The organism is Streptosporangium sp. OZ121, from assembly GCF_051918885.1.
GTDB lineage: Bacteria > Actinomycetota > Actinomycetes > Streptosporangiales > Streptosporangiaceae > Streptosporangium.
In genome coordinates this window covers 72,333-96,615 of sequence record NZ_JBPXMC010000003.1, presented here as the reverse complement: position 1 = coordinate 96,615, position 24,283 = coordinate 72,333, and the positions used below count along the sequence as shown (strand labels likewise).

Annotated in this window: 16 protein-coding genes; 12 read left to right on the top strand and 4 right to left on the bottom strand. The window is 67.2% G+C overall.

Features of this window, described 5'->3' with window-relative positions; all coding sequences use genetic code 11:
• Window positions 1-60 precede the first annotated feature (60 nt).
• On the top strand, window positions 61-852 hold the full coding sequence (locus ACTOQ1_RS08110) for a hypothetical protein (RefSeq protein ID WP_440065583.1): 792 nt from the start codon (window positions 61-63) through the stop codon (window positions 850-852).
• A gap of 686 nt (window positions 853-1,538) precedes the next feature.
• On the opposite strand, the gene ACTOQ1_RS08105 is transcribed toward ACTOQ1_RS08110, so the two are convergent.
• Window positions 1,539-1,994, bottom strand: coding sequence for an ATP-binding protein (locus ACTOQ1_RS08105; RefSeq protein WP_440065581.1), 456 nt, complete (start codon window positions 1,992-1,994; stop codon window positions 1,539-1,541).
• 415 nt (window positions 1,995-2,409) lie between these two features.
• Here ACTOQ1_RS08105 and ACTOQ1_RS08100 point away from each other — a divergent pair, with 415 nt between their 5' ends.
• Together ACTOQ1_RS08100 and ACTOQ1_RS08095 are read left to right on the top strand one after the other, a co-directional pair.
• The gene (locus ACTOQ1_RS08100; protein WP_440065579.1) at window positions 2,410-3,237 is read left to right on the top strand and encodes a helix-turn-helix domain-containing protein; all 828 of its coding nucleotides are present in this window, start codon (window positions 2,410-2,412) and stop codon (window positions 3,235-3,237) included.
• Between the two features lie 15 nt (window positions 3,238-3,252).
• Window positions 3,253-3,459 carry a DUF397 domain-containing protein gene (locus ACTOQ1_RS08095; protein WP_440065578.1) on the top strand — a complete coding sequence of 69 codons (207 nt, stop codon included), beginning with the start codon at window positions 3,253-3,255 and terminating at the stop codon, window positions 3,457-3,459.
• Window positions 3,460-3,742: 283 nt separating this feature from the next.
• Here the strand turns inward: ACTOQ1_RS08095 and ACTOQ1_RS08090 are convergent, their stop codons facing one another.
• Both ACTOQ1_RS08090 and drmD read right to left on the bottom strand, forming a co-directional pair.
• Window positions 3,743-7,876 (bottom strand): Eco57I restriction-modification methylase domain-containing protein, encoded by a 4,134-nt coding sequence (locus tag ACTOQ1_RS08090; RefSeq protein ID WP_440065577.1) that lies wholly within the window; start codon window positions 7,874-7,876, stop codon window positions 3,743-3,745.
• A gap of 20 nt (window positions 7,877-7,896) precedes the next feature.
• Complete coding sequence (drmD, locus tag ACTOQ1_RS08085; protein ID WP_440065575.1) at window positions 7,897-11,049, bottom strand: DISARM system SNF2-like helicase DrmD; 3,153 nt, start codon at window positions 11,047-11,049, stop codon at window positions 7,897-7,899.
• A 549-nt stretch (window positions 11,050-11,598) separates the two neighbouring features.
• Between drmD and ACTOQ1_RS08080 the strand changes: the two genes are divergently transcribed.
• The 8 genes from ACTOQ1_RS08080 to ACTOQ1_RS08045 all read left to right on the top strand — a co-directional run bounded on the left by ACTOQ1_RS08080 (window position 11,599) and on the right by ACTOQ1_RS08045 (window position 21,435).
• Entirely contained in the window at window positions 11,599-13,230 is a 1,632-nt protein-coding gene (locus ACTOQ1_RS08080; protein WP_440065574.1) for a hypothetical protein, read from the top strand.
• On the top strand, window positions 13,227-13,769 hold the full coding sequence (locus ACTOQ1_RS08075) for a hypothetical protein (RefSeq protein ID WP_440065572.1): 543 nt from the start codon (window positions 13,227-13,229) through the stop codon (window positions 13,767-13,769). The genes ACTOQ1_RS08080 and ACTOQ1_RS08075 overlap by 4 nt, the downstream gene beginning before the upstream one ends.
• The gene (locus tag ACTOQ1_RS08070) at window positions 13,762-14,433 is read left to right on the top strand and encodes a vWA domain-containing protein (protein ID WP_440065571.1); all 672 of its coding nucleotides are present in this window, start codon (window positions 13,762-13,764) and stop codon (window positions 14,431-14,433) included. Before ACTOQ1_RS08075 ends, ACTOQ1_RS08070 begins: the two co-directional genes overlap by 8 nt.
• A gap of 41 nt (window positions 14,434-14,474) precedes the next feature.
• Window positions 14,475-15,350 (top strand): protein phosphatase 2C domain-containing protein, encoded by an 876-nt coding sequence (locus tag ACTOQ1_RS08065; protein WP_440065569.1) that lies wholly within the window; start codon window positions 14,475-14,477, stop codon window positions 15,348-15,350.
• Between the two features lies 1 nt (window position 15,351).
• Complete coding sequence (locus ACTOQ1_RS08060; protein ID WP_440065568.1) at window positions 15,352-16,716, top strand: hypothetical protein; 1,365 nt, start codon at window positions 15,352-15,354, stop codon at window positions 16,714-16,716.
• Window positions 16,713-18,047 (top strand): BREX system ATP-binding protein BrxD, encoded by a 1,335-nt coding sequence (gene brxD / locus ACTOQ1_RS08055; RefSeq protein ID WP_440065566.1) that lies wholly within the window; start codon window positions 16,713-16,715, stop codon window positions 18,045-18,047. Before ACTOQ1_RS08060 ends, brxD begins: the two co-directional genes overlap by 4 nt.
• Complete coding sequence (locus ACTOQ1_RS08050; protein WP_440065564.1) at window positions 18,044-20,125, top strand: DEAD/DEAH box helicase; 2,082 nt, start codon at window positions 18,044-18,046, stop codon at window positions 20,123-20,125. The genes brxD and ACTOQ1_RS08050 overlap by 4 nt, the downstream gene beginning before the upstream one ends.
• A gap of 305 nt (window positions 20,126-20,430) precedes the next feature.
• On the top strand, window positions 20,431-21,435 hold the full coding sequence (locus tag ACTOQ1_RS08045) for a ferritin family protein (protein WP_440065563.1): 1,005 nt from the start codon (window positions 20,431-20,433) through the stop codon (window positions 21,433-21,435).
• Between the two features lie 33 nt (window positions 21,436-21,468).
• Here ACTOQ1_RS08045 and ACTOQ1_RS08040 read toward each other — a convergent pair whose 3' ends face one another.
• The gene (locus ACTOQ1_RS08040; protein ID WP_440065562.1) at window positions 21,469-23,571 is read right to left on the bottom strand and encodes an MMPL family transporter; all 2,103 of its coding nucleotides are present in this window, start codon (window positions 23,569-23,571) and stop codon (window positions 21,469-21,471) included.
• 69 nt (window positions 23,572-23,640) lie between these two features.
• Between ACTOQ1_RS08040 and ACTOQ1_RS08035 the strand changes: the two genes are divergently transcribed.
• On the top strand, window positions 23,641-24,111 hold the full coding sequence (locus tag ACTOQ1_RS08035; protein WP_440065559.1) for a MarR family winged helix-turn-helix transcriptional regulator: 471 nt from the start codon (window positions 23,641-23,643) through the stop codon (window positions 24,109-24,111).
• Window positions 24,112-24,283: the final 172 nt, after the last annotated feature.

Below are 24,283 nucleotides of genomic sequence, written 5' to 3'. Positions count from 1 at the left end.
GCCCGAAGATCAGCTCCGTTCAAGTCACCGTCGTGCGCGCCCGCAGACCGAAGGTGACAGATGGCCGACAGTGAATACGACGAATACGACGCCGTTGTCAGAGTTCCAAAGGGGGCCGATCTTTCGCAATCCAGAAAGACCGCTGGTGCTCATCGTGGACTCACGCGTGACTCTGACACCAACAAGCTGGGACACGCCGAGATCTTCTTGAAGGACGAGAGTCAGGAAGATGTTCCAGCAGAATCTCCACCGGTTTTTGTCAACACCAATGAGTACGCACCGGATTCCAGGGCACAGGAGCGCTCGGAACTTGAGGCGCTGCTCGGTGTCCTGGTTCTTCTTGTTGCCGTCAAGGCCGCGGAGAAGGCCGCGCCGCACCTCAAGAGATGGTGGGACGATCAGGCACTTCCGTTCATGAAGTCGGCACGGAGCAGGCTTGCGCGAACTCGCAAGGCCGACAGCCAAGCCGCCCGGACCGAGTCGACCACCTTGATGGGACCCGCATCTGCGGAGGACTCACAAAGAGTGGTCGCCGGCCTCGAAGGACATCGAGTGAACATGAGCGGCGCAGAAGCGCGGGAGCGTCTTGCCACGGCTCTGCTGGCCAGGCTCTTCAGTGAAGAGCAGATGAGAGTTCTGCGCAATGCCCGGATCGAGGGCGAGAATGATCATTTAGAGTTGAGCACAATGGAAACGCTCACGCCTCAGCGAGTCAGTGACAGCATCCGGTCAATGATTGAGAAGAATCCTTCGCCGCTCGACGAAGAGGTACTGTCTGAATTCGTGAAGGTCCTCAAGAGAAGCCGGGCCGACGGCGAGCATTTTCCATTGAGAAACAAAGAAATCGAATAGGCACTACGCCTGACCGAGCCCTTTCCAACCAGACAGGCCCGCCTGACGGTGTCATGAGGCTCTGAACATCACACATTGGGATGATCTCAGCGAGAACAGGCCAGACATCCGTGGCGTTCTGCCCACGCGTACGAAGTCGGCCGCCGACGGCACGAGCGTGGAGCACAGAACAGATGCGACCGTCTCACGGCGAGACAGAAAACCCTGCCGGACGCTGTTCTGGTCCCGCCCCATTGACCTCTGTACGGTCCTGGCATGGGCGCTACGCGCTGGACTTGGGTCAACGGCCATTACCGGAATCAGAACGGCAGAAGGGTCTGGGTGCGCGGGCATCCACGTAGGTTGCCCGGCGGTCCGGGTGCCGACGAGGTCGGTGCGGGCCTGGTGGCGGTCATCGGGGTCATCTTCGTGCTCGGAGCCATGATCTCGACGAGCGGCAGCCCGCCACCCGAGCAGCGCGAGCCCATACCGGCGGCCTCACTCCCCGCCGGCCTTCCCGAAACAGAGCCGCCACCCGAGCCGATCGAGAGCGAGCCTCCCCCAGAGCCAGTGGAGAGTGAGATCCCTCCGGAACCGACCGGTACCGGCTGGCCATGAACCCCGCTGAGTTCGGAAGGCTGTACGCCACGTCCATGAACGTGACCAGCACGCCGCCGCCCTATGGCCGAAGCCTGCCGACGACCTTTTCAGGGCTCAGCGGTTTCCTGGGGCGAGAGTGGGGCTGCCAGGGTGCACCAGACGATCTTGCCGCCGGGGGCCGGGCGGTAGTAGCCCCAGCCGGTGGCGAGGAGGTCGACGAGATGGAGGCCTCGGCCGCTCTCGTCGTCGGGGCCGGGGTCGCGCAGGACGGGCGGGTTGCGGGCGGCGTCCCAGACGCGGAGCACCACCGTCTCGCCGACCAGATAGAGGTCCATCCAGATGCGATCCGGGCCGAGATAGGCCGCCTCGGCGGCGGCGGGGCACGAGGTGTGTGCCTTGACCGCGTTGGAGACCAGCTCGGAGACGACGAGCTGGGCCGTCTCGATCAAGTCGTCCCGCCGCCAGCCCTCCAGCACCCGCCGGACGTGCACGCGGGCGTAGTAGGGAGAGGTCGGGAAGACGGAGAGTTCCAGATAGTGCTCCGTGGTGGTTACACCGGTCATTTCACCCGCTCCTGGTCAGTACGTCGGGCGTAGGACCGGCACCGTTCGCAGACGGGGGATGCCGCTCACCCCACGGGGGACGGGGGCACGGTGCCGGTCCTACGGGAAGCACGGCCGGGGAGCGTCGCAGATGTGTCGCCGGTCGTACCACTGAGGCCGGACGGGCACCCGGTACGGGGTGGGCCGCCTCGGGAGGGAAGATCGTCCGCCCGGCCGTCTGGGGAAATCGTGCGTTTCACTTTCCAGCGGGAACCCCACCTGGAAAGCTAACTCTCAGAGCATGAGTCATCACACTAGGTGAACGCAAGGGCTACATTTGTATCTCATACATGATCCAGATACGCCCTAAAAGCGAGAGAGGTAAGGAATGGGCGGAAACGCGTCCACGCCATCCAGCAAACGCCAACCCCCTACAGTGCGGTTGCGCCGCCTGGCATCCGAGCTACGCCGCCTCCGTCAAGCCGCCGGACTCTCCCAGGAGGACGTCGCGGAGAAAACCAAAGTCAACATCGTCACGCTCTACCGAATCGAGACCGCCCAGGCCAAGCCACAACTCAGGACGCTCATAGCCCTGCTCGACATCTACGGCGTCACCGGCGACACCCACGCCGACCTGCTGTCCTTGCAGAAGGAGGCAAAGCAGCGCGGCTGGCTGAACGACCTCGAAGCAAACCTTCTCGGCCAGTACAGTGCCTACATCGGCCTGGAGTCCGAGGCTCGTCAGGCCATTAACTACGAGTCTCTGTTCGTCCCTGGCCTGCTCCAGACCGAGGACTATGCGCGAGCGGTGATCCGCGGTGTACGGCCAACCGCCCCCGATGACGAAAACGAGAACCGCGTTACCGCACGGATGCAGCGGCAACTTCTCCTGGAGGGCGACAAACCGCTCCGCCTGTGGGCGATCCTGGACCAAGCCGCTCTGTGCCGGGAGGTCGGCAGCGACGCGGTCATGCGCGATCAGCTCACACACCTCATCCAGCAAGCCCAGCGCCCACACATCACCGTCCAGATCATCCCGTTCTCTGCCGGTGCCCATCCGGGAATGCCCGGCAGCTTCATCGTCCTGAAGTTCGGCCCAGACGACCCCGATGTGATCCACATCGACAGCATGGCCGGCGATCTGTTTCTGGAGAAAGAAACGGATATTCGGAGGTATAACCAGATGTGTGAGCATCTTCGCGCGATAGCGCTCAGTCCCGCCGATACGGTCGCGCTACTCACTTCTCTACACAGAGATCACTAGCGGAAGGAGCCCGAGATGCAACCAGATCTATCCGGTGCACGCTGGCGCAAGAGCAGCCTCAGCGGCGACGGCCCGAGCTGCGTCGAGATGGCCTTCGTCGGCAACGACGTCGCCGTCCGCGACACCAAGGACCGCGACGGCGGAACCCTCGTCTTCCATCGCAACGAGTGGACCGCCTTCATCAGCGACATCAAGAACGGAGGCTACGACAGCCTTACCTGACCGACAGCCACCTTGGGTTGATCAGCCAGATGCCATGAGCTGAACGCTCGCCCTGTCGCCAGAGACTTCGTTTCATCGAACAGGTAGGACGCTCTTTGCGCCTTACAGCTGTGGCGATCAGGGGCCACCATGCGGATGCCAATGATGCCGTGCTCTCTGAGGCACAGAAGTGGCGTCGGGATCCCCGACAGAATCGGGAGCCCGGCGCCACACCTCTCGTCAGGTTCTCACTGCTTCCAGGAAAGTGGCACGCTCTCGACAGCGGCGGTGCTCCTGCCGACTGTCAGAACAGGTCTTCCTGGTCAGTGTTCGCCACGACCTTAGGCTTCCGCGCGCTCTTCTTGGTGCCCTTGTCGTGCAGGCCTTGGGCGACCTCTTCGGCGTAGCGGACGTGGTTGAGCTCCAACAGCCGGTCTACCAGTTCCCGCTGCGCGAAGGGGCTGACCGTATAGCGAACATCCCGCCCCACGGAGTAATGGTCGTGCTCAAGGCGATCGATCAAATCATCCCAGCCATAGGCATAACAGACTGCTTCATCGATCGCTCTATGAATACGGCGCAGCTCGACGATGTCCTCGTCTCGACACTTAGGATCGTGAACCAAATTATAGGTTTTAGTAAGCCCTGCCCGTCTCGCTAACATAAATTCCGACCGTTTTTTATTCAGATAACCGCCAAGCTTTCGCATTTCATTAGTCATCTCTGGCCGAACTAGTGTTTCAAAGGCAGCGGTAGGAGTATAACTAAGGTCCGCCTTCATTGTTGAGCAGCGACTTACCGCCCACCAGTAATGAGTAGCACTCGACAGGAAAGCCAGCATTGCGACATCGTCTTCCGCAAAAACCACGATCTTCTGGTCGAATACTTGGTTTCTTTCAACCAGTGCAGGCATGACCGTTTTACTCGTCTGAGCCAAAACTATTACATGCTCTAATTTGCTGATCGCCTGATAAAGGTTCGGTCTATGTGCACCAAATCTCCACCAATATTTTTCATATGATTTGATTGGATCTCCATCTCTCTGGGGCTTCACTAGCCGTCGAACTATTTCTAAACATTCAGGGTAATTCTCAGCCTCCCTCAAATCTAGATCGAAGAAGTTAATAATCCATCTAGTTGCCGAGCAGGCAGGAGTACTGTTTAGATCTTCGCCATTGAGATAGGGGAATATGATATTACGGTTAGTTGATCTTGCCTCGACGAGGCGATCAACCTCCTCGTTTTTTAATACGAATCCGAGTCCAAATACAAACGATCCCTTGAAGGCAAGATTCTTTGATGTAACAAGCCTCTCAGGGTTCCACAAAACCCGCGAGGCAGGCTCCAGTGATGAGTTTATATCGCGAACCTTATCTCCATCAAGAATGCGCTCTGCATTTGAAGGAAGCGGGGTTCGAGTAATCCAAACTGCACAGTACTCCAGCACCACCGACCTCGATGGCCAAGGCTCACTTTTAACCGCTTTCCTAATCTCACTCCCAACATTTTTGATTTGCCCAAGAGCAAGGTCGCGACTATCGCCTTGTGCGAGCGTATTTGTAGCAATCAGACCCATCTGGCCACTCTTTGCAAGAATATCGTGACCACGAAGAGTGAAATATGCAACAAGATCAGCAGTTCCCCTTACTCCGCGAACACCTCCACCAATACACTCAACAATATAATCGCGATACGCTCCCCCCATTGCGGTTTTTAGTTTTGCACCACCCAAGAAAGGCGGGTTCCCAATAAAAGCATCAAAACCCCCTTGCTCGAACACCTCTGGAAAAGATATTGGCCAATGAATTGGCTTCCGATCAAATCCGCCATCTATTTGATCAATGGCAAACCACTTCTTTCGAAACTCCCAGGCTTCTCGCTCACCCTTTCCATCGTAAACGTCATTCGCCAGCTTTGCTGCGTGCTCGGAACCAACCTTAAGGCTCCGTTCCCCCTTCCCCGAATATGCCATTGCCGCACCTACCGTCAGGTCAGCCAAAAGCCGTAACTGCGCCGAAGCGATCCCTATCTCTTCGAGCCGTGCCCGCTTTTTGGCCAACCCCGCCAACGGGTCCTCTCCCAACTCGATATCCACGATTCCCCGGCGCAACTCGGCCAGTTCGGCGACCTTTGATCGCACTCCCGCCGTCCAGCCAAAAAGATCCTCGTGGATCTCTCGCCCCTTCGCCGGGTCCATATGCATGTACTCAAGCTGCTCAATAGAAGTGATCCCCAACAACGAATCCCCCGCCACCAACCGGTCGTCCACGAAGGTGAACGGCCGGGCCGGGTCCATGGAGACCAGCCAGAGTGACAGCTTGGCCATCTCGACGGCCATCGGGTTGATGTCCGCGCCGTACAGGCAGTGCTCGATGATCTGTCGCCGGGCCTCGATGACCAGGGGATCTGCCTCGGCGTCGACGGTGCGTACCTGGTCGCCCTTGCGGGCGTCGAGGTAGGTGACCGCGCGCTCGTCGCCCTCACGGGACCAGGCTTCGACCAAGGCCTCGCCCAGATAGCGGGCCGCGGCGACCAGGAAGGCGGCCGAGCCCATCGCGATGTCGGCGACCTTGAGCTTCAGGATCTCCTCTGCCGTCTTCGGCTTCCACTGTGACCGGTCGGCGGTCTGCAGCGGGCCGACCGTGTAGATCAGCGGCTCCAGGGCACCCTCCACGACCTCCTCGGCGAGCTTGCGCGGGGTGTAGTGGGTGCCGGTGTTCTTCCGCAGCACGGACTCGGTGACGTACAGCGCGCCGGACAGGATGACCACCGGCAGGCCGCGCAGGTCGTCGCGGATGATCCCGGCGAACGGCAGCAGGCGCCGGGCCAGCTCGGCGTCGCCGCCGGTGGCCGCGAGCAGCTTCCTGGTCGCCTCCAGCTCACCGGCCGCGTCCGGCGGGGTCAGTTTTCTGGCGACGGCACCGGCCGTACCGAGCCCGGTGTCCTTGTACAGTTCGGCGAGCCTGGCGGCGAAGCCCTCGCCCGCCGTACCGCCGAATCCCGCGGCGAGGCGTTCGAGCTCGGTCAGCTCGACCTCGGCCTCCTTGCCGGGCTTGCCGACCAGGCCCACGACGGTGTCCGCCGCGCGGAAGCCCTCGAAGGAGAGCAGGCCCTCGTAGACGTAGCCGATCTGCTCGACGTCCAGGGAGCGGAAGCTGAGCCTGCGGCGCTCGCGGTTCTTTCCGGTGCCGACCTCGACGTACTGCACGGCCTTGAGCATGTGCAGGACGGTCCGGTCGTCGATGGTGAGCGGCATCCAGGCGAAGGTGTCGGGGTCGAAGAGCGAGCCGTCGTGCGGGTGCATGCTGAGGCGGGGGTGCTCGACGCCCCGGTAGACGGCCTCGAAGACGGCGAGCAGCCGGTGCCAGGCGGCGTTGCTGTTCTCCAGCTCGGTCTCGGTGCCCTCGATGGCGCTCTGCTCCAGCTCGGCGCAGAGCCGTCCCGCGGAGTAGGCGGTGGCGTAGACCTCGTTGTCGGCGGGGAGCAGGCCGCGTTCCTCGGCGAAGAGCAGGAAGACGATCCGCATCATCACGGTCACCGAGCCCCGGTAGACCTGGTCCGCCTTGATGTCGTCGCGGACGCCGGTCCGGCCGATCGCGGTGACGAGCAGCTCGACGGCCTGGCGGACCTGGACGCCGAGGGCCTCGGTGATCTCCTCCTGGTTGTCCAGGCTGGCGGCGAGCAGCGCGGGCAGCCGCTCCGCCTGGGGGACGGAGAAGAAACGGTCGAGCTTGAGCAGCGAGACGAACGCGCGGACGACGTCGCGCTCGGCGGCCTCCGGCCAGGGGATCGCGTCAAAGACGGCCGTGGTCGTGACGCCGCCCCGGGGCGCCCAGACCAGGACCCACCAGCGGCCGTCGGTGACCAGCCCGAGCTCGACGCCATGGTGGCGGCAGAGCTGGGCCATCCGGTCGACGGGGGTGGCGGCCCAATTGGAGGTGCGCATCCGGGCCATCGGGTGATCACTGCTGATCATGCCGAGCAGCCGTACGTCCCCGATCGCGACCGAGCCCGATGCGCCCCCGCTCGAATCCGTGTCAGGGTCCGGCGCGGTCGCGACCGGGTCCGGACCAGGCGCGGTGGTGGAGGTGGCGGCCGACCCCGGGACGGTCAGCGCGAACTGCGGGGTGAGGGAGGTGTCGTGCTCGGGCACCTGAATGGTCAGGCCGTCGAGCCCGCCGATCCGCACGGCGTCGCCCCAGCCGAGCAGCTCGCGCAGGACGTAACCGATCCAGGCCCTGCGGACGGCGGCCTGGTCCCGCTGATCGCGGCCGGCCAGCCAGGTGGCGTGCGCGAGACGGAGCCGGTCGAGCTCCGCCTTGTTCAGCGAGTCGAGCTCCGGCCAGGCCGACCTGAGCACCGGCACGCTGAGGAACGGGCCCGAGACCTCGACGAGGCTGAGCCACTCCTGGTGCTGGCGGACCGCGTCCCGCTCCACGCCGAACGTCCTGCCGCGTCTCATCGGGTGGCCTCACGCTTCGGCACGACGAAGACCACGGCCACCGGGAACCGGTGCGGCCGCGGGTCACGGTAGCGGGCCGCGACCGTGGCGAGCTCGCGGTCACGCTCCTCGGCGAGGCGGGACAAGCGGTCCTCCCAGGATCTGCGGTCTTTTCGGTACTGGTCGAGCTCTTCCTTGTTCCGGCTCGCCTCGATCCGGCTGAACAGGGCGTCCCCGTCGTCGCTCTCGGCGAGCTTGGCGCGGAGCGTGCTCTCGAACCGGTCCAGGTTGGCGACCATCCGGGCCTGCTCGGCCTCCATCCGCTGGGCGAGCTTGCGCTCCAGCTGGTCGCGTTTCTGGTCCTTGCCGTCGACGCGCCAGTCGATCGACTGGAGAACGGCGTCGCCGACCTTCGGCCAGAGACCGGCCACCCGGTGCCGTACCGGCGCGGAGGCTGGGGTGCCGCCGGCGAGCGCCCGGCCCAGGAGGCCGCCGAGCGCGGTCACGCTGTCGAGCCGCCGGAACCGGCCGCTCTCCGGGATCCAGCCTCCGGCGTGCAAGACCTCCTCGTGCAGCCGGACGCCGTCGCCACCGACCAGCACGAACCGGAAGAACGCTCCGACCAGCACGGTCTCCAGCGCGGGGTCGTCGCTGACCACCGCGGTCACCCGGTGCAGGTCGATCTCGGGGTTGGAGACGGCGGCGCGCAGCAACCGGGTGGACATGGCGACGAGCGGGTGGCCGAGGTGGGCGAGGACCACGTCGTCGCGGACCCGGCCCTGCGGGTCGAAGGTGGCCTTCTGGTCGAAGGTGACCGGGCGCTGCCTGGGCGCCTCGTCCTTCTTGCGGAGTTTCTCGGCGAGCCCGGCGGTGGCGCGCTCCCAGGAGCCGGTGAGCGGCGGTACGTCGTACAGGCCCTCGGTGAGGTGCTTGTCGTCGACGTGCCCGCGCAGCGGCTGCTGGCCGGCCAGGCCGAGCGCGGTGTCGACCACCCGTTTCACCCCGGCCGGGGTGATGCCGAGCTCGCGTACCGTGTCGTCGAGGTTGGCGCGGAGCCTGCGCACCTGCTCGCCGACGTCCGTCTCGGCCTGCACGGTCTGCTTGCGCGGCGTCTGCTCCACGTCGTAGTCGGGGATGGTGCCCAGCATCCGCCTCTGCACGGCGTCGGCCAGCACGGCGTTGACCGAGCCGAGGTCCTCCTCCATCCGGGCGACCTTCTGCGCGACCCGGGAGAGGAACTCCAGGTCGGCCTCGAAGGAGTCGACGGCCCGCTCCCAGCCGGTGCCGACGAAGTGGCGGATATCGGGGTTGTGCTTCTGGCCCCACCGGTCGACCCGGCCGATCCGCTGCTCCAGCTTGTTGGGGTTGAAGGGGATGTCGTAGTTGACCAGCCGGTGGCAGTGGTTCTGCAGGTCGATGCCCTCGCTGGCGGCGTCGGTGGCCAGCAGGATGCGTACCGGGTGCTCGGCCGGGTCGGTCTGGAAGGCGACCCTGAGCTGCTCGCGCTCGTCGGCGGCGATCCCGCCGTGCAGGATGGCGAGGTGCGCCCCTGCCAGGTCCTCCTGGCGGAGCAGCTCGGCCAGCCACCGCTGGGTGTCGCGGTACTCGGTGAAGACGACGACCCGCTCGTTGAGCCACCGCCCGTCCGGGCGGCAGACCGCCTTGAGGTAGGTGATCAGCTCGCGGGCCTTGGCGTCGGGGGCGCCCGTGTAGTCGAGTGCCCAGGCGCGCATCCGGTCGAGCAGCTCGACCTCGCCCTCGGTGGCGGCGCCCTGAAGCGGCGCGGCCATGCCGATGGCGTCGTCCTCGGCCTCGGCGAGCGGCTCGTCGTCGAGGGTGGCCGTCTCGTCCCAGAAGTCCTGCACCCACTCGGGGGCGTCGTCGTCATCGTCCGTCTCGGCCAACCGGTCGGAGACGGTGCTCAGGTAGACGCCGACGGTGTGGGCGAACGCGGCCGGACTGGAGAAGAGCCGCTTCTTGAGCAGCAGCGTCACCAGGTCGGCCGCCTTGCGGCCCTTTCGGTTCCGGTTGAGCCGTGTCCGGCGAAGCTCCGCGAACTCCTTGAGCAGCGCGTGGGCCTCGCGCTCGTCTTCCGGGTAGCGCACTGGGATGGCCTTGGCGTCACGCTCCAGGAAGCGCTTGCTGCCGTCGTCGTTGACGATGTGCCGCTTGAGCCGGCGTACCATCACCTCCCCGACGGCGGCCTTCGCGGGATCGACGCCCCTGGCGAAACGCTGGTCGTCGAGGATCTCCAGCAGCGCGGTGAAGCTCGCGTCGTAGCCGTTGTGCGGGGTCGCCGAGAGGAATAGCCGGTGGGTGAAGTGCGGGGCGAGATGGCGGATCAGCTTGGTCTGCTGGGAGTCGACCGCGTAGACCTGCTTGGGCGCGGCGGGGGCGACGTGGTGTGCCTCGTCCAGGATGAGCAGGTCGAAACGGCGCTCCAGCCCTGAGGAGTCGAGCACCTCGTTCAGCAGGCGCTGGGCCTTCGGGCCGCGCAGCCAGGGGAGGCTGACGATCGTCAGCGGGTGGACCTGGAACGGGTTGGCGGCGCTGCCGTGGGTGCGGCGGACCACCGCGCAGCGCTCGGTGTCGACGATGGTGAAGTCCAGGCCGAACTTCTCGGCCATCTCGTCGCGCCACTTGAGGGTCAGCCCCGCCGGGCAGACGATCATGATGCTGCGGGCACGGTGGCGGAGCAGCAGCTCCTGGGCGACGAGCCCGGCCTCGATGGTCTTGCCGAGACCGACGTCGTCGGCGAGCAGCAGGTTCACCCGGGGCGCGTCGAGGGCGCGGGCCACCGGCTCCAGCTGGTAGTCCTCGATGGCGACCCCGGAGCGGAACGGCGCCTGGAGCGTCTTGACGTCGGCACTGGCCACCGCGGACCAGCGGATGGCGTCGAGAAAGGCGGCCAGCCGCTCCGGCGGGTCGAAACCGTCGGGGGTCACGTCGGGCAGCGAGCCGCTGGGCAGCACGCGGCGGCCGGGCTCGATCTCCCAGACGACGTCGAGCCGGTCGCCGTACCGGCCATCCTCGACGCTCTGCAGGCCGACCAGGGTGCTGGGCTCGCCGGCGTCGACCTCGCTGACCACCCAGCGCTGTCCGCGGACCTCCACCAGGGCCCCGATGTCCGGTCGCTGCCGGGTCGCGCTCGGGGGGGTCGCGATCGTCACTGTCAACTCCTCGTCGGCGGCGCTCCCGCCGCACCCTCGCCCGGGGCGCCATGCCGTGAACGCAGGGGAGCATGGCCGTCGGGGGGAAGACGGGAGTAAAGGATCTACAAGAAGATCGCCCCGTGACCGTTCCGTCAAGGGCTGGGACTGGACTGTACGTCACATAGGTGTTTCGCGTCTACAGGAACAGCTACATGTGTGCTCAGTTCACATTTCACCGAAAGTGGCTTAACCTACAGCAGGGTGACGCGACACCCGCCCGATCGGATTACCGGACGCCTCCCGTCACCCACCCCGCGAACGAAAGGGGCGTCCGGCACCCGAAAGCGCCCCCAGACATCAACCCCCGACTGTCACGAGCCGGGAACGTTCGGCGCGACCGACAATCTCGCATCACTCCTGCTTCGACGGTAAACCCAGTCACTTTCTGATGCGTCCGCTAACGCAAGTGTCACATGCCGCAATAACCGTCGAAAAAGTTAAACCAGGCTTCGCGTCACGTTTATTGATTTATGTCCGAATTTATTAGTGAGAGGGTGGTGGTTGTCCGTGCGGAAGCACGAGCTCGCCGCCGAGCTGCGTGAGCTCGCCGCCGATCCCCGCCTGGCGGCCCGTGAAGCCGAGTTGAGCGACCTCGCACATGCGATCACCGACTCCGACGAGGCCGAACGCTGGTGTGAGGTCGACCTGTTCGCCGCCTTCTCGCCTGAGAACAGCATCGTCCCGAGCGGAGAACCGGCGGAGACGCAGCGGAAGAAGACCTTCCGTTGGTTCCGCATTCTTATGAGCTCCTCCCTGATCTTCGCCCCGATCCTCATCACCTGGTGGGGGTTGAAGGAGGCCACCGGGGCGTACGGCGAGGTTCTCCAGGCCAATGGCTCCGAGGCCGCCCAGCGGCCCTTTCTGGAGATGTGGCAGCAGGGCTTCGACGGCCGCCTGAACGGGTTCTTCGAATTCGACAACATCGCCCTGTGCACGATCTGCGCAATCTTCCTGCTCATCTTCTGGACCGTCTTCGAGAACGTCACCCGAAACAGCGCGGAGCGCGAGGACAACACCTCCGAGCGTGATCTGGCACTTCTCCGTGCCCGGCTCCGCCGGGCGCTGACCAGGGCGAGCCTGCTGCTCGGTCAGGTCCGGCTCTCCTCACCGGCCCGGTTCGGAGCCGAGCTGACCAGGACGGCGTCCGAGATCAACCTCGTCGGTGAGACCGTGCGCAAGGCGCAGACCGAACTGGTCGACACGCTGACCCTTACCTGGAAGGCCACCCAGCAGACCACCGAACTGCTGACCGGCGGCGCGGCGGACGTGCGGGAGGCCATGGCCGCCCTCGGTACCCACGTGGCGAACATCGACATCGCCTGTGACGACATGGCCGCAGCGGTGGGACAGGTCTCGGAGATGATCGAGGCTCTCGGATCCACGACCGGGTTGGCGGTCACAAGCGTCGGGGAGCGATTGTCGACGACGATCTCGCAGACCACTCTCGACATGCGACAGGCGTTCGCCGACGAACTCGAGCGGTCCACCCGGTCCGTCCAGTCGACCGTCTCCACCCTGGACCTCCGCGTCGGCGAGCTGGGCGAGGCGGCGGTGAGCATGCGACACGGGTTCGACGACGGTCTCCTCAGGTCCGTGGACGCCGTCCAGGGCACCGTCACAGGCCTGGACGACCGCATCGAAGAGCTGGTCAAGGTGACGGCGAGCATCGGCTACGCCGTCGACCGGGCCGCGGTGGCAATCGATTCGGTCGGCTCCTCGACGGAGAGAGCCGTCAGCCGCATCGGCGACGAGGTCACCGACTCCTTCACCACCACGGCCGTGGAGTTGCGCCGGACCTTCGGAGACACCGGTGCGGAGATCCGCGGGGCCCTCGGCGACTGGTCGGACACCGCCGGCGCCCACGCCTCCCGGATCGAGATGGTCTCCGACACCTCAGGAAGAACGGTCTCCCTCCTGGAACAGACCCGCGACACGCTCGACCGGCTCCCGGTCGCGATCGCCGGGGTGCTGGCCGAGCTGCCGGCGAGGATGCGCGAGCTCTCCGACGACGAGTTCGCCGGCCTGAAGGGGGCGATCGTCGAGTTGCGTGATTCGATGGAGCACGCCGCCGTCCTCCTCACCCCCGCCGTCCCCGGCCGCGCGGACCGCGCGGATCGCAGCCAGGAAACCCTGTGGTGACCGCCAGGCGCGGAACCACCACCCCGATCCTGCTGGCCGGCTGGCTCTTCGCCGACCTGCTGCTCGGTCTCATGATCGTCATGCTCGGCGCCCAGGCGCCACCTTCCAGACCGGTCAGGCCACCGACGGGAGAAAGCGCGGGAGCCACCCCTACCCCGTCCCCGTCTGCCTGCGTGACCCGTGTCGGAGGTGTCCGGGCCAAACCGATCGAGATCTCGTTCCGGGTCAACCCGGGCGCCGACGACCGTGTCCTGACCGCGCAGGTGAAGAAGAAGCTCCTGCGCTACAAGAAGCACCTGGCCGGCCGGCACGCGGGAATGGTGCTGACCTTTGGGGCCGGTGGCGCCGGAGAGGGTGTCCGGCTCGCCACCCGCGTCAACGCCGCCATCGGCACGGCCTACCCGAAGATCTTCGGCACGGCCGCGACCCGTAATTTCCACGACCTCTCCGCCGCCGCCGGGTCGATCTCCATGGAGATCTACTTCGTCACGAACGGCTGCTCTTCCCCTTCCAACAACCGAGGATCATCACATGAGTGAGCAGGTACTCCCCTTCTACCTCGTCTGCGACGAGTCCGGTTCGATGGGGGGTGACCCGATCGACGCCATCAACAGGGAGCTGGCCAACCTCTACAACGAGATCGCCAGCAATCCGGTGGTCGCCGACAAGGTCAGGCTCGGAATCATCGGATTCCACACGACCGCCGACGTGATCCTTCCCCTCACCGACCTCAACGAGGTCAGATCGATCCCGGAACTCACCGCTCAGGGGGTGACCAACTACGGGGCCGCGTTCTCACTGCTGCGCGACACGATCGAGCAGGACATCAAGGAGCTCAAGCAGGCCGGCCACGTGCCTTTCCGCCCGACGGTCTTCTTCCTCACCGACGGCCTGCCCACGGACGACTGGCACGCGGAGCACCGGCGGCTGACCGACCCCGGTTTCTCCGCGCGTCCGACCATCCTGGCCTTCGGTTTCGGGGACGCCGAACCCGCGACCCTGCGAGAGGTGATGACCTTCCGGGCGTTCATCGCCGACGACGGCGCCACTCCCGACAAGGCGCTCCGCGAGTTCGCCAAGCAGCTGTTGAAATCCGTGGTCAACTCAGCGATCGCGTCGTCGTCCAGCTCGTCCAACGGCGCCCAAATGTTCGTGCCCGACCAGATCAAGGGCTACACGGTACTGACCGCGGATCCGGTCTGAACACTGCCGGAAGAGGAAACAGGAAAACAAGGAACATCGACATGCGATGGCTTCAGCAGAATCCGGCGAACGAACCGGTTCTCGAAATCCCCGAACCGTTGGTCATCGGCCGCAGACCCATGCTGGGCTCGCTTCCCGGGCCGCCCTCGACCGTACGGGAGAGCCCGCCGGACAGCGTCCTGGACGGTGCCACACTGCCCGGACTGGTGATGCGCGCCGCCTCCGTCCGGGGAGACGCGCACCGCTACTACGGCACGCCCCGCCAGGACTCGATGGGGTTCTGGAAGGTCGACGAGTCGAGGCTGCTGGCCTGTGTCGCCGACGGGCTCGGCAGCAAGGAGATGTCGCACCTCGGATCCGCCGCCGCGTGCAGGGCCGCCTACGGCAACCTCACCGATTTCCTCGATCACGCCGACATCACGACCGCGGCCGAGCACTTCGCCGAGAACATCGCCGACGATCTTCACGGTTGGGCCGACCAGGGCGGGTTTCCGGCGGACTCGCTGAGCACCACGTTCCTCGCTGCGGTCATCGACCACGGCGAGGAGACCTCGACGACCCGGGTGCGCCTCATCCGGATCGGCGACAGCGCGGCGATGCTGCTGCACAAGGGCGTCTGGGTCTCCTGCTTTCCCGAGGACGAGCAGGAGATCGGCTCCTCGGCCACCCACGCGCTTCCCGGTGGCACCGGTCGGGTCGAGGTCTCGGTCCACACCCTGGAGCCGGGCGACATGCTGCTGCTCTGCACGGACGGGCTCGCCAAACCGATGACACAGAACAAAGAGGTCGGTGAGCGGTTGTCGGACTGGTGGAGCCGGCCGGAGCCGCCCTCCCTGCCGGAGTTCTTCTGGCAGTTCAGTTTCCGCGCGAAGAGCTACGACGACGACCGTACGGCGATCTGCGTGTGGCGAGTCTGACGTGGCCCTCGTCACACATCCGCACGACCGGCAGCGCACCTCGCTGTCCCTGGAGCCGGAGCCTATAGGCGAAGGGGGTCAGGGCGTGGTCACCCGGGTGCACGGCCCCGGTCCGCTCGTCTACAAGGAGTACATGCCGCAGGCCGGGACGGTGAACGAGGCGGCCCTCACCGACCTGGTGGACTTCGGTCACGCCCTGCCCCCCTCGGAGCGGCGACTGCTGTTCAGCCAGTGCGCGTGGCCAACGGCCCGGATCCGCGACGGAGACCGGATCACCGGATTCCTGATGCGGGAGGTCCCCGACGAGTTCAGCGGGCCCATCGGTGACGCGTCCAAGCTGGTCGAGGTGCAGTATCTGTTGTTCCCGCCCGGCCACACCTGGCAGAGCTTGCACCAGCCGGACATCACGGGCCGCGTCGAGATCGCGCTCGCCGCCACCCGCCTGATCGACATACTGCACGGCCATGGATTCGTGCTCGGTGACATCTCATTCCGCAACCTGCTCTGGCGGCCGGCCCCGCCGTACAGTGTGTTCCTCCTCGACTGTGACGGCTTCCGCCGCTGCGGCGGGGAGCCGGTGCTGCGGCAGGCGCACACCCCCGACTGGGACGATCCTCTCCAGCCGTCCACCGGCCCCGATCTGGACACCGACCGCTACAAGCTCGCCCTGCTCGTCGGTCGCGTTCTGGCCCGTGACGCCTACGTCCGCCCCGGAAAGACGTTGACGCCGCTCCCCGGGTTGAAGCCGCAGACGGCGGACGCGGTCACCGAACTGTTCACACGGGCACAGGGGCCACGTGGGTCTCGCCCGACGGCGAAGGAATGGATCCAGGCGCTCGTCGGCCGCAAGTGGATCGCCGTGAACCGGCCCCAGCTCCGGCAGCCTCCTAAACCGGTCGGCCTGCCGACGAATGGCCTCGCGGCAGGGTCGCCGTCACGTCCTCCTCGGATCTCCGTGCCCGTCTCCCGACCACAGATAAGACCTGTATCGCAGACCACACCGCCCCCTCCGAGGCGGAGCTTCCCGGTCGGGTCACCGACTCGCCCCCTGACGCTCGGCGAACGGGTGACCGCGTCCGACGTGTTCGCCGAACAGCGGCGGACCTCCCCCGCCGCGATCGCCGATGACCAGATGGTGCTGCTGCTCGACGGTCTGGAGGCTCGCGGTGGCCGTCTCGCCGTGACGAAGGTGGCGACGCTGGTCGGTGAGCCGGTGGACAGGACCCGGCTGCTGATGGTCGCGGCGAAGCGGCTGCTCAACGTCGACGGTTTCGACGTCCTCACGCTCAAGGACGGCGACCAGACCGTCGACCTGAACCTTGGACTCCTGAAGGAACAGTTTCTCGACGAGGAGGTTGAGCCATGACACGCAAGGTCAGCCGGGCGAGACGGCGGCAGATCATCGACGCCCTGGGGCGCGGCACCGTACCGCAGAACGGGCTCGACCTCTTCGCGGTCGGCATGGAGCGGTTCGAGAAGGCGCTCGACGAGGATCTCAGCGCCGTGACCGGGGGCGGCGCCGGTTTCAAGGCGATCCGCGGCGAGTACGGCTCGGGCAAGACCTTCTTCGCGCGCTGGCTCGCCGAGCGGGCGAAGCGGATGAGGATGGCGACCAGCGAGATCCAGATCTCAGACACCCAGACGCCCCTGCACAAGCTGGAAACCGTCTACCGCGCCCTGATCGGCGGGCTCTCCACCGCCAGCAGCCCGCCGAGCGCGCTGCGCGAGATCGTCGACACCTGGCTGCTCACCCTGGAGGACGACGCGAGCGCCGCAGCCGGGATCGCCAAAGACGACCGGCGGTCGATGGTCTCGGCGGTCGAAGAGCTCATCGAGTCCCGGCTCGAAAAGGCGGCCCAGACCGCACCCGCCTTCGCCACCGCGCTGCGTTTCTACCGCCGAGCCAGGCTCGCCGGAGACCAGGCCACCGCTGACGGGTTGCTGGCGTGGGTGGGCGGGGAGCCGAACGTGGCGGCGTCGGTCCGCCGCTACGCGGGCATCAAGGGCGACCTGGACTCGGGGAACGCCCTCGGCTTCCTGCAGGGCCTGCTGACCGTGCTGCGCGACTGCGGCCATCCCGGGCTGCTCGTCGTGCTCGACGAGATCGAGACACTGCAGCGGATGCGCAGCGACATCCGGGAACGGAGCCTCAACACGCTCCGGCAGCTCATCGACGAGATCGACAAGGGCCGGTTCCCCGGCCTGTATCTCGTCATCACCGGCACCCCCGCATTCTACGACGGCCAGCAGGGAGTGCAGCGGCTCACGCCGCTCGCCCAGCGGCTGGCCACCGACTTCGACACCGATCCCCGGTTCGACACGGCCCGCGCGGTACAGATCCGGCTCACCGGTTTCGACACCGACAAGCTGGTCCAGCTCGGTTGTGCCGTACGCGACCTCTACGCCGAGGGGAACCCCGCCGAGGCCCGGATCAGGACGCTGGTCGACGACGGCTACGTCAAGGAACTGGCCACCGCTGTCGCGGGCCACCTTGGGGTAGGTACGGCTCCGCGGACGTTCCTGCGCAAACTCGTCGCGGACGTGCTGCACCGGGTGGCCGAGCACGAGGAGTTCGACCCCCGTGAGCACTATCGGCTGACGGTCCTCGACACCGACCTGAACGACGACGAGCGCAACGCGAACCGCCGCGCGCGCCGGGCCGTGTCGGCGGACGAGGTGGAACTCGACCTACTGTGACCACGCTGCATCCGACGCTGGCCCACCACGTCAGCAACACTCTTGGCTGGCCCCGGCTCCGGCCGTTGCAGGCCGACGCCCTCACCCCGATCGGGGACGGAGTCGACGCGCTGCTAGTCGCCCCGACCGCCGGGGGCAAGACGGAGGCGGTGGTGTTCCCCCTGCTCTCGATGATGGAGGAGCGGCGGTGGACCGGCCTGTCGGTCATCTACGTGTGCCCGCTGAAGGCCCTGCTCAACAACCTGCTGCCACGGCTGCAGCGGTACGCGACCTGGCTGGGCAGGCGGGTGGAGCTCTGGCACGGCGACGTTCCCGCCTCTCGGCGGCAGTCGATCCTGCGTGACCCACCGGACGTGTTGCTGACCACCCCGGAGTCGCTGGAGGCGATGCTCATCGGAACCCGGGTGGACCACCGGCGTTTCATGGGGGAACTGCGGACGGTGGTGGTGGACGAGGTGCACGCCTTCGCCAAGGACGACCGGGGCTGGCACCTGCTCTGCGTCCTGGAACGCTTCACCCGTCTGACCGGACGCCCACTGCAGCGGATCGGTCTCTCGGCCACCGTCGGCAACCCCGGCGAGCTGCTCTCCTGGCTGCAGGGAGCCGGTACGGGCCGGCCCGCACGAGTGATCGCTTCCGAGACGACATCCGATTCCCGCTCCCCCGACATCGAGCTCGACCATGTCGGCTCCGTGGCCAACGCGGCACGGGTCATCGCCGCGTTGCACGCGGGTGAGAAGCGGCTGGTCTTCTGCGACTCCCGGCGCATGGTCGAGGAACTGGGCGAGACACTCCGCGGCTACGGCGTGACCACCTTCCTTTCTCACGCCTCGCTCTCCGCCGACGAGCGCCGCCGAGCCGAGGAGGCCTTCGCCCAGGCCCGCGACTGCGTCATCGTCTCCACCTCCACCCTGGAACTGGGGGTCGACGTCGGCGACCTGGACCGGGTCATCCAGATCAACGCGCCCTGGTCAGTCGCCTCGTTCCTGCAGCGGCTGGGCCGCACCGGACGGCGCTCGGCCGCTACCCGCAACTGCCTGCTGCTCGCGCTGAGCCGGGACGACCTGCTCGCCGCGGCCGGACTGCTGCGTCTGTGGGGCACGGGTTACGTCGAACCCGTGCAACCGCCATCGGACCCACGGCACATCGTCGCGCAGCAGTTCCTCGCGCTCACCTTGCAGGAGGGACGGATCGGCGACTCGCTCTGGCCGGACTGGTGGAACGGCCTGTCCCCCTTCGAATGTCGTTCCGCCCAACCCGTGCTCGACCACCTGATCACCGAAGGATTCCTCGAACGGGACGGCGGCATGCTGCTCATCGGGCCGGAGGCGGAACAGCGCTTCGGGCGCCGCCACTTCATGGACCTGACCGCGGTGTTCACCGCGCCGCCTGAGTTCACTGTGATGCACGGCAGTGTCGAGATCGGCCGTACCGACCCCACTTCGCTGACCTCCTCGGTTCAGGGCCCGCGCCTGCTGCTTCTGGCGGGACGGACCTGGAAGGTCGACTGGATCGACTGGAAGCGGCGGCGCTGCTTCGTCGACCCCGTGGAGGGAACCGGAGGGGAGGCCCGCTGGACGTCCGCCGCTTCCGGTGGCACGTCCTTCGCGCTGGCCCGCGCCATGCGGGACGTCGCCCTGGGCGCCGACCCTCCGGTACGGCTCACCCGCCGGGCTGCCGACGCACTCGCCAAGGTGCGCGCGGAGATCTCCGACACCGTCTACCCCGACGGCACCGTGATCGTGCGCGAGGACGGCGACCTCCGCTGGTGGACATGGGCGGGTTACCGGGGCAACGCCACGCTGAAGGCCACGTTGGGATCGCTGGCCGATCCCCTGCATCGAGTGGACGACCTGTACGTCAGGCTCCGCGCCGATCTCACCGGACCACTGCGACGTGCCGATCTTCACGCTCTCCATCTCCGGCATCCGCAGGTGGACGACAGGGCGCTGAACGGGCTCAAGTTCAACACCGCGCTACCGCGCGGACTCGCCGTCGAGACGCTGGCCGCCCGCCTGGCCGACTTTCCTGCCGCGGCCTCCGTACTCAGCGAACCGACGCGTCTTCTGGTCCGGTGATCAGGGTGATCGGACATCTGAATCCGTAGGCGCCAGGGCGTCATTCCCTGAGAAACCCATTACCGGCCGGGAGACGTCAAGGATGGGCTGCCCGAGCCGGTCCGGCTGTTCCGTGACCGGGCAGGCCCGCGGTGGCGGTCGAGCCGCTCCGGCCGCCTTTAATCAATGATCATTCGAACCTTAATCTCCGGGGAAGTCCGAAGCTCACGCAAGGGTACGAATCCGATGCGTTCGAACCCGCATGGCGACCCGGCTCGACCGCGTTCACAGTGTCGGGCCGTAGGAGCTCGCGGATCGGGGGCCACATGAGAATCCAAGGTTTCGCCCGGTGGCGGATCGGTGCGGCCGCTCTCGGCACGGTCGCGCTTCTCGCCACTCCGGCCGGCGGCGCCACCGCCTCGCCCGGCCAAGGCGCCACTGCCTCGCCCGGCCACGGGGCGAGCGGCATCGATCCGTCGACGCGGGCCAACGTGACCGCGGCCATGCACGGCGAGGCGTTCGCCCACGCCGAGTACCGCGCCTACGCCGCCCAGGCGGCCAGGGAACGGTTGCCGGATGTGCGGGCGCTGTTCGACCGCACCGCGGCCGTCGAGCTCGGCGAGCATTTCGCCGAACAGGCGGAGCTGATCGGGCTGGTCGGTGACAACGCCGCCAACCTGCGCGCCGCCATCGCCGGGGAGTCCTACGAGGCGACCACCATGTACAGGAGGTTCGCCGCGCAGGCCGAGGCAGACGGCGACCTGGAGGCGGCCAGGCTCTTCACCGAGATCAGCGGGGACGAGGCCCGGCATCGCCGCGATTTCGTCCGGGCGCTGAAAGCCGTCAGCGATCCGTCGTCCGGTGCGACCGTCCCGGGGGGCATGATCGTCGAAGCGGTGAGCATCCCCGCGGGAAGGCCGGAGGTGTCGTCGCCACGGACTCTGCGCAACCTGCGGAGCGCGATGCGTGGAGAGGCGTTCGCCCACGCGGCGTACACCCTCTACGCCGAACGTGCCCGGGCGACCGGCCGGCCGGACCTCGCCGTACTGTTCGACCGCACCGCACGGGTCGAACTGACCGAGCATTTCGCCGAGGAGGCGACGCTCGCCGGCCTGGTTCGCGGCACCAGGTCCAACCTGTGCGAGGCGATCGCCGGTGAGACCCGTGAGGGCGACCGGATGTACCCGAGCTACGCCCGCCGGGCCGCCGCGGCCGGTGACACGACCGCGGCGGAGTTGCTGACGGAGATCGCACACGACGAGCTGGGGCACGCGCGTGCTTTCACCGCCGCGTTGTCCGCCCTTGGAGGGCGGTGTCCCGCTTCGAGGTGACGGCTTCGCCCGCACCGCCACCCGGGCCGGATGTCACCTCGACGCTTCGGCCAGTTCCCGGGACTCCCGCCCCGCTTCGGAACGGCCCAGGCGGCTGGGCCACCAGGCCCGCGCGCCCAGATCCCGTACCAGCGCCGGGACCAGCAGGGAGCGCACCACCAGGGTGTCGAGCAGGACGCCGAAGGCGACGATGAAGGCGATCTGCACGAGGAAGGCCAGGGGGATCACCACCAGCGCGGCGAAGGTGGCGGCGAGCACGACGCCCGCCGAGGTGATCACCCCGCCGGTGGTGACCAGCCCGCGCAGCAGCCCCTCCCGCGCCCCGTGGTGCGCGGTCTCCTCCCGCACCCTGGACATGAGGAAGATGTTGTAGTCCACCCCCAGCGCGACCAGGAAGACGAAGCCGTACAGCGGCACGGACGCGTCGACGCCGGTGAAGCCGAACACGTGCGTGAAGACCAGCGTGGAGACGCCGAGGGTGGCCAGGAAGTTCAGCGCGACGGTGACCACCAGGAGCACGGGCGCCACCAGCGAGCGCAGCAGGGCGATCAGGATGAGCAGGATGATCGCCAGGACGACCGGGACGATGAGCAGCGTGTCGTTCCTCGCGGTCTCCGTCGTGTCGTACCGCTGGGCGCTGTAACCGCCGACCATGACGCCGTTCTCGGAGGCGAGCGCGGCGCGCAGGCGCCTGACCGTGTCCTGGGCGGCGTCGCCGTCCGGCGCGTCGTCCAGCGTCGCCTCCACCAGCACGAGCCCGTCGACGACCTTGGGGGGGTCACCCGGTCGCCCGCTCTGGGAGACCACCGCGGCGTCGGACACGCCCTCGACGCCGCCGGCCGTCTTCTCCACGGCCGCGGCACGCCCGGCGGGGGCGACGATGACCGCGGGCTGCCCCGAGCCTCCGGGGAAGTGCTCGCTCAGCGTCGCCTGCGCCGCCACCGACGGCGCGTCGTTCACGAAGGTCTCGTCCAGCGGCACTCCTCTGGCGTTCAGCTGCGGCGCGAGGAGGGCGAGGCCGACGAGAGGCAGGATGGTGGCGATCCAGAGCCGGCGCGGATGGCGGTCGACCAGGGTGGCCACCCGGCTCCAGATCCCGCGCCCCTCGGCGTCGGCCGTGTCGGCCGGGCGCGGCTTCGCCGGCCACAGGGCGGCGCGGCCCAGCAGGACGAGGGCCGCGGGCAGGAAGGTGAGCGCGCTGAGGGCGGCGCACGCGATGCCGATGGCGCCCACCGGGCCGAGCGCGCGGTTGTTGGTCAGGCCGCTGAGCAGCAGCGCGAGCAGGGCCAGGGCCACCGTGGCGGCGCTGGCGACGATCGGCTCGAACGAGCGCCGCAGCGCGACGCGGCCCGCGGTGAAGCGGTCGCCGGTCGTGGCCAGCTCCTCCCGGAAGCGGGCGGTCAGCAGCAACGCGTAGTCGGTGGCCGCGCCGATGACCAGGATGAACAGGATGCCCTGCACCTGACCGTCGACCCGGACGATGTCGCGGTCGGCCAGGAAGTACACCACGGCGCACGCGAGGCCGAGTGCGAAGATCGCGCCGCCGATGATGATGAGAGGCAGCAGAACGCTCCGGTACACCGCCAGCAGAATGATCAGGACGGTGATCAGCGCCACCCCGAGAAGCAGGCCGTCGATCCCGGCGAAGGCGTCGGACAGGTCGGCCCGGGTGGCCGCCGGCCCCGCCAGCTGAGCCCGCAGGCCGTCGACCGCCACCGCCGAGCCGATCCGGTCCAGGGTCTCCCCGAGCGAGTCCTCGACGTCGGGGCCGAGCTGGACCACGCCCTGCAGCGCCCGGCCGTCGTCCGACGGGATGGACGGCGTGGGCGTCCCGACGACGCCCTCGGTGCCGCGCAGCGAGGCGAGCGCCCGGGTCGCCGCGGCGCCCTGCTCGGGAGTGACGTTCTTGCCGTCCGCGGTCCACACCACGATGAGCGGCTGCGTCGCGTCCTGGCGGAACCGCTCCTGGACCTCCAGCGCGCGTGTCGACTCCGCGCTCTGCGGCAGGAACGCGGCCTGGTCGTTGGTGGACACCTCGGTGAGCTTGCCGGCGAACGGCCCCAGCCCTCCGCCGACGGCCAGCCAGACCAGCACCAGCAGCGCCGGGACAAGCCAGCGGATCGGTCGCCGCGTCATGAGATCACCCTCCCACATGTAACTCAATCATTAAGATACTCAATAATTGAGTTAATGTAGCATGGCGGTATGGACGGCGACAGCGAGAAGGGCATCGACCTGCTGTCCTTCGCGGTGCGACTGCGCCGGATGACCGCGGAGTTCAACCGCATCGCCCACGAGTTCGCCCACCAGCACGGGCTGCACCCCACCGACGTCCAGGCCCTGATGAAGATCTTCGACGCTCCGTCGCCGATCACGCCCAGCCGACTGCGGGAGGAGCTGAACCTCACCTCGGGTGCCGTCACCGCGTGCCTCGACAGGCTGGAGCGGGCCGGGCACATCCGCCGGGTTCGCGACCTGCACGACCGGCGCGTGGTCCACCTCCACTACCTCGGCGCGGCGCAGGAACTCGCCGCGGTCTTCTTCCGCCCGCTCGGCCGTAGCACGGACAACGTCCTGCGGCGGTTCAGCCCGGAGGAGTTGCGCGCCGCGGCCGCCTTCCTCGACGCCATGAACGAGGAGCTCGACGCGTTGCGAGGCGCGCCGGGTTCCGGCTGACCCTTCCTTCGAGCGCGCGGGCCGAACGGTTGCGTTCCGGGAGCGCCCGCTTCACCGAGCCGTGGAGCATCCCTCGTTGACCTCGCCCACGCGCGCGGCGAGGACCGGGGAGAGACGCGGGCTCCCCTCCATCCAGGGACGCGGGCTTTTCCATGCCGCGCCGGCCGTACGG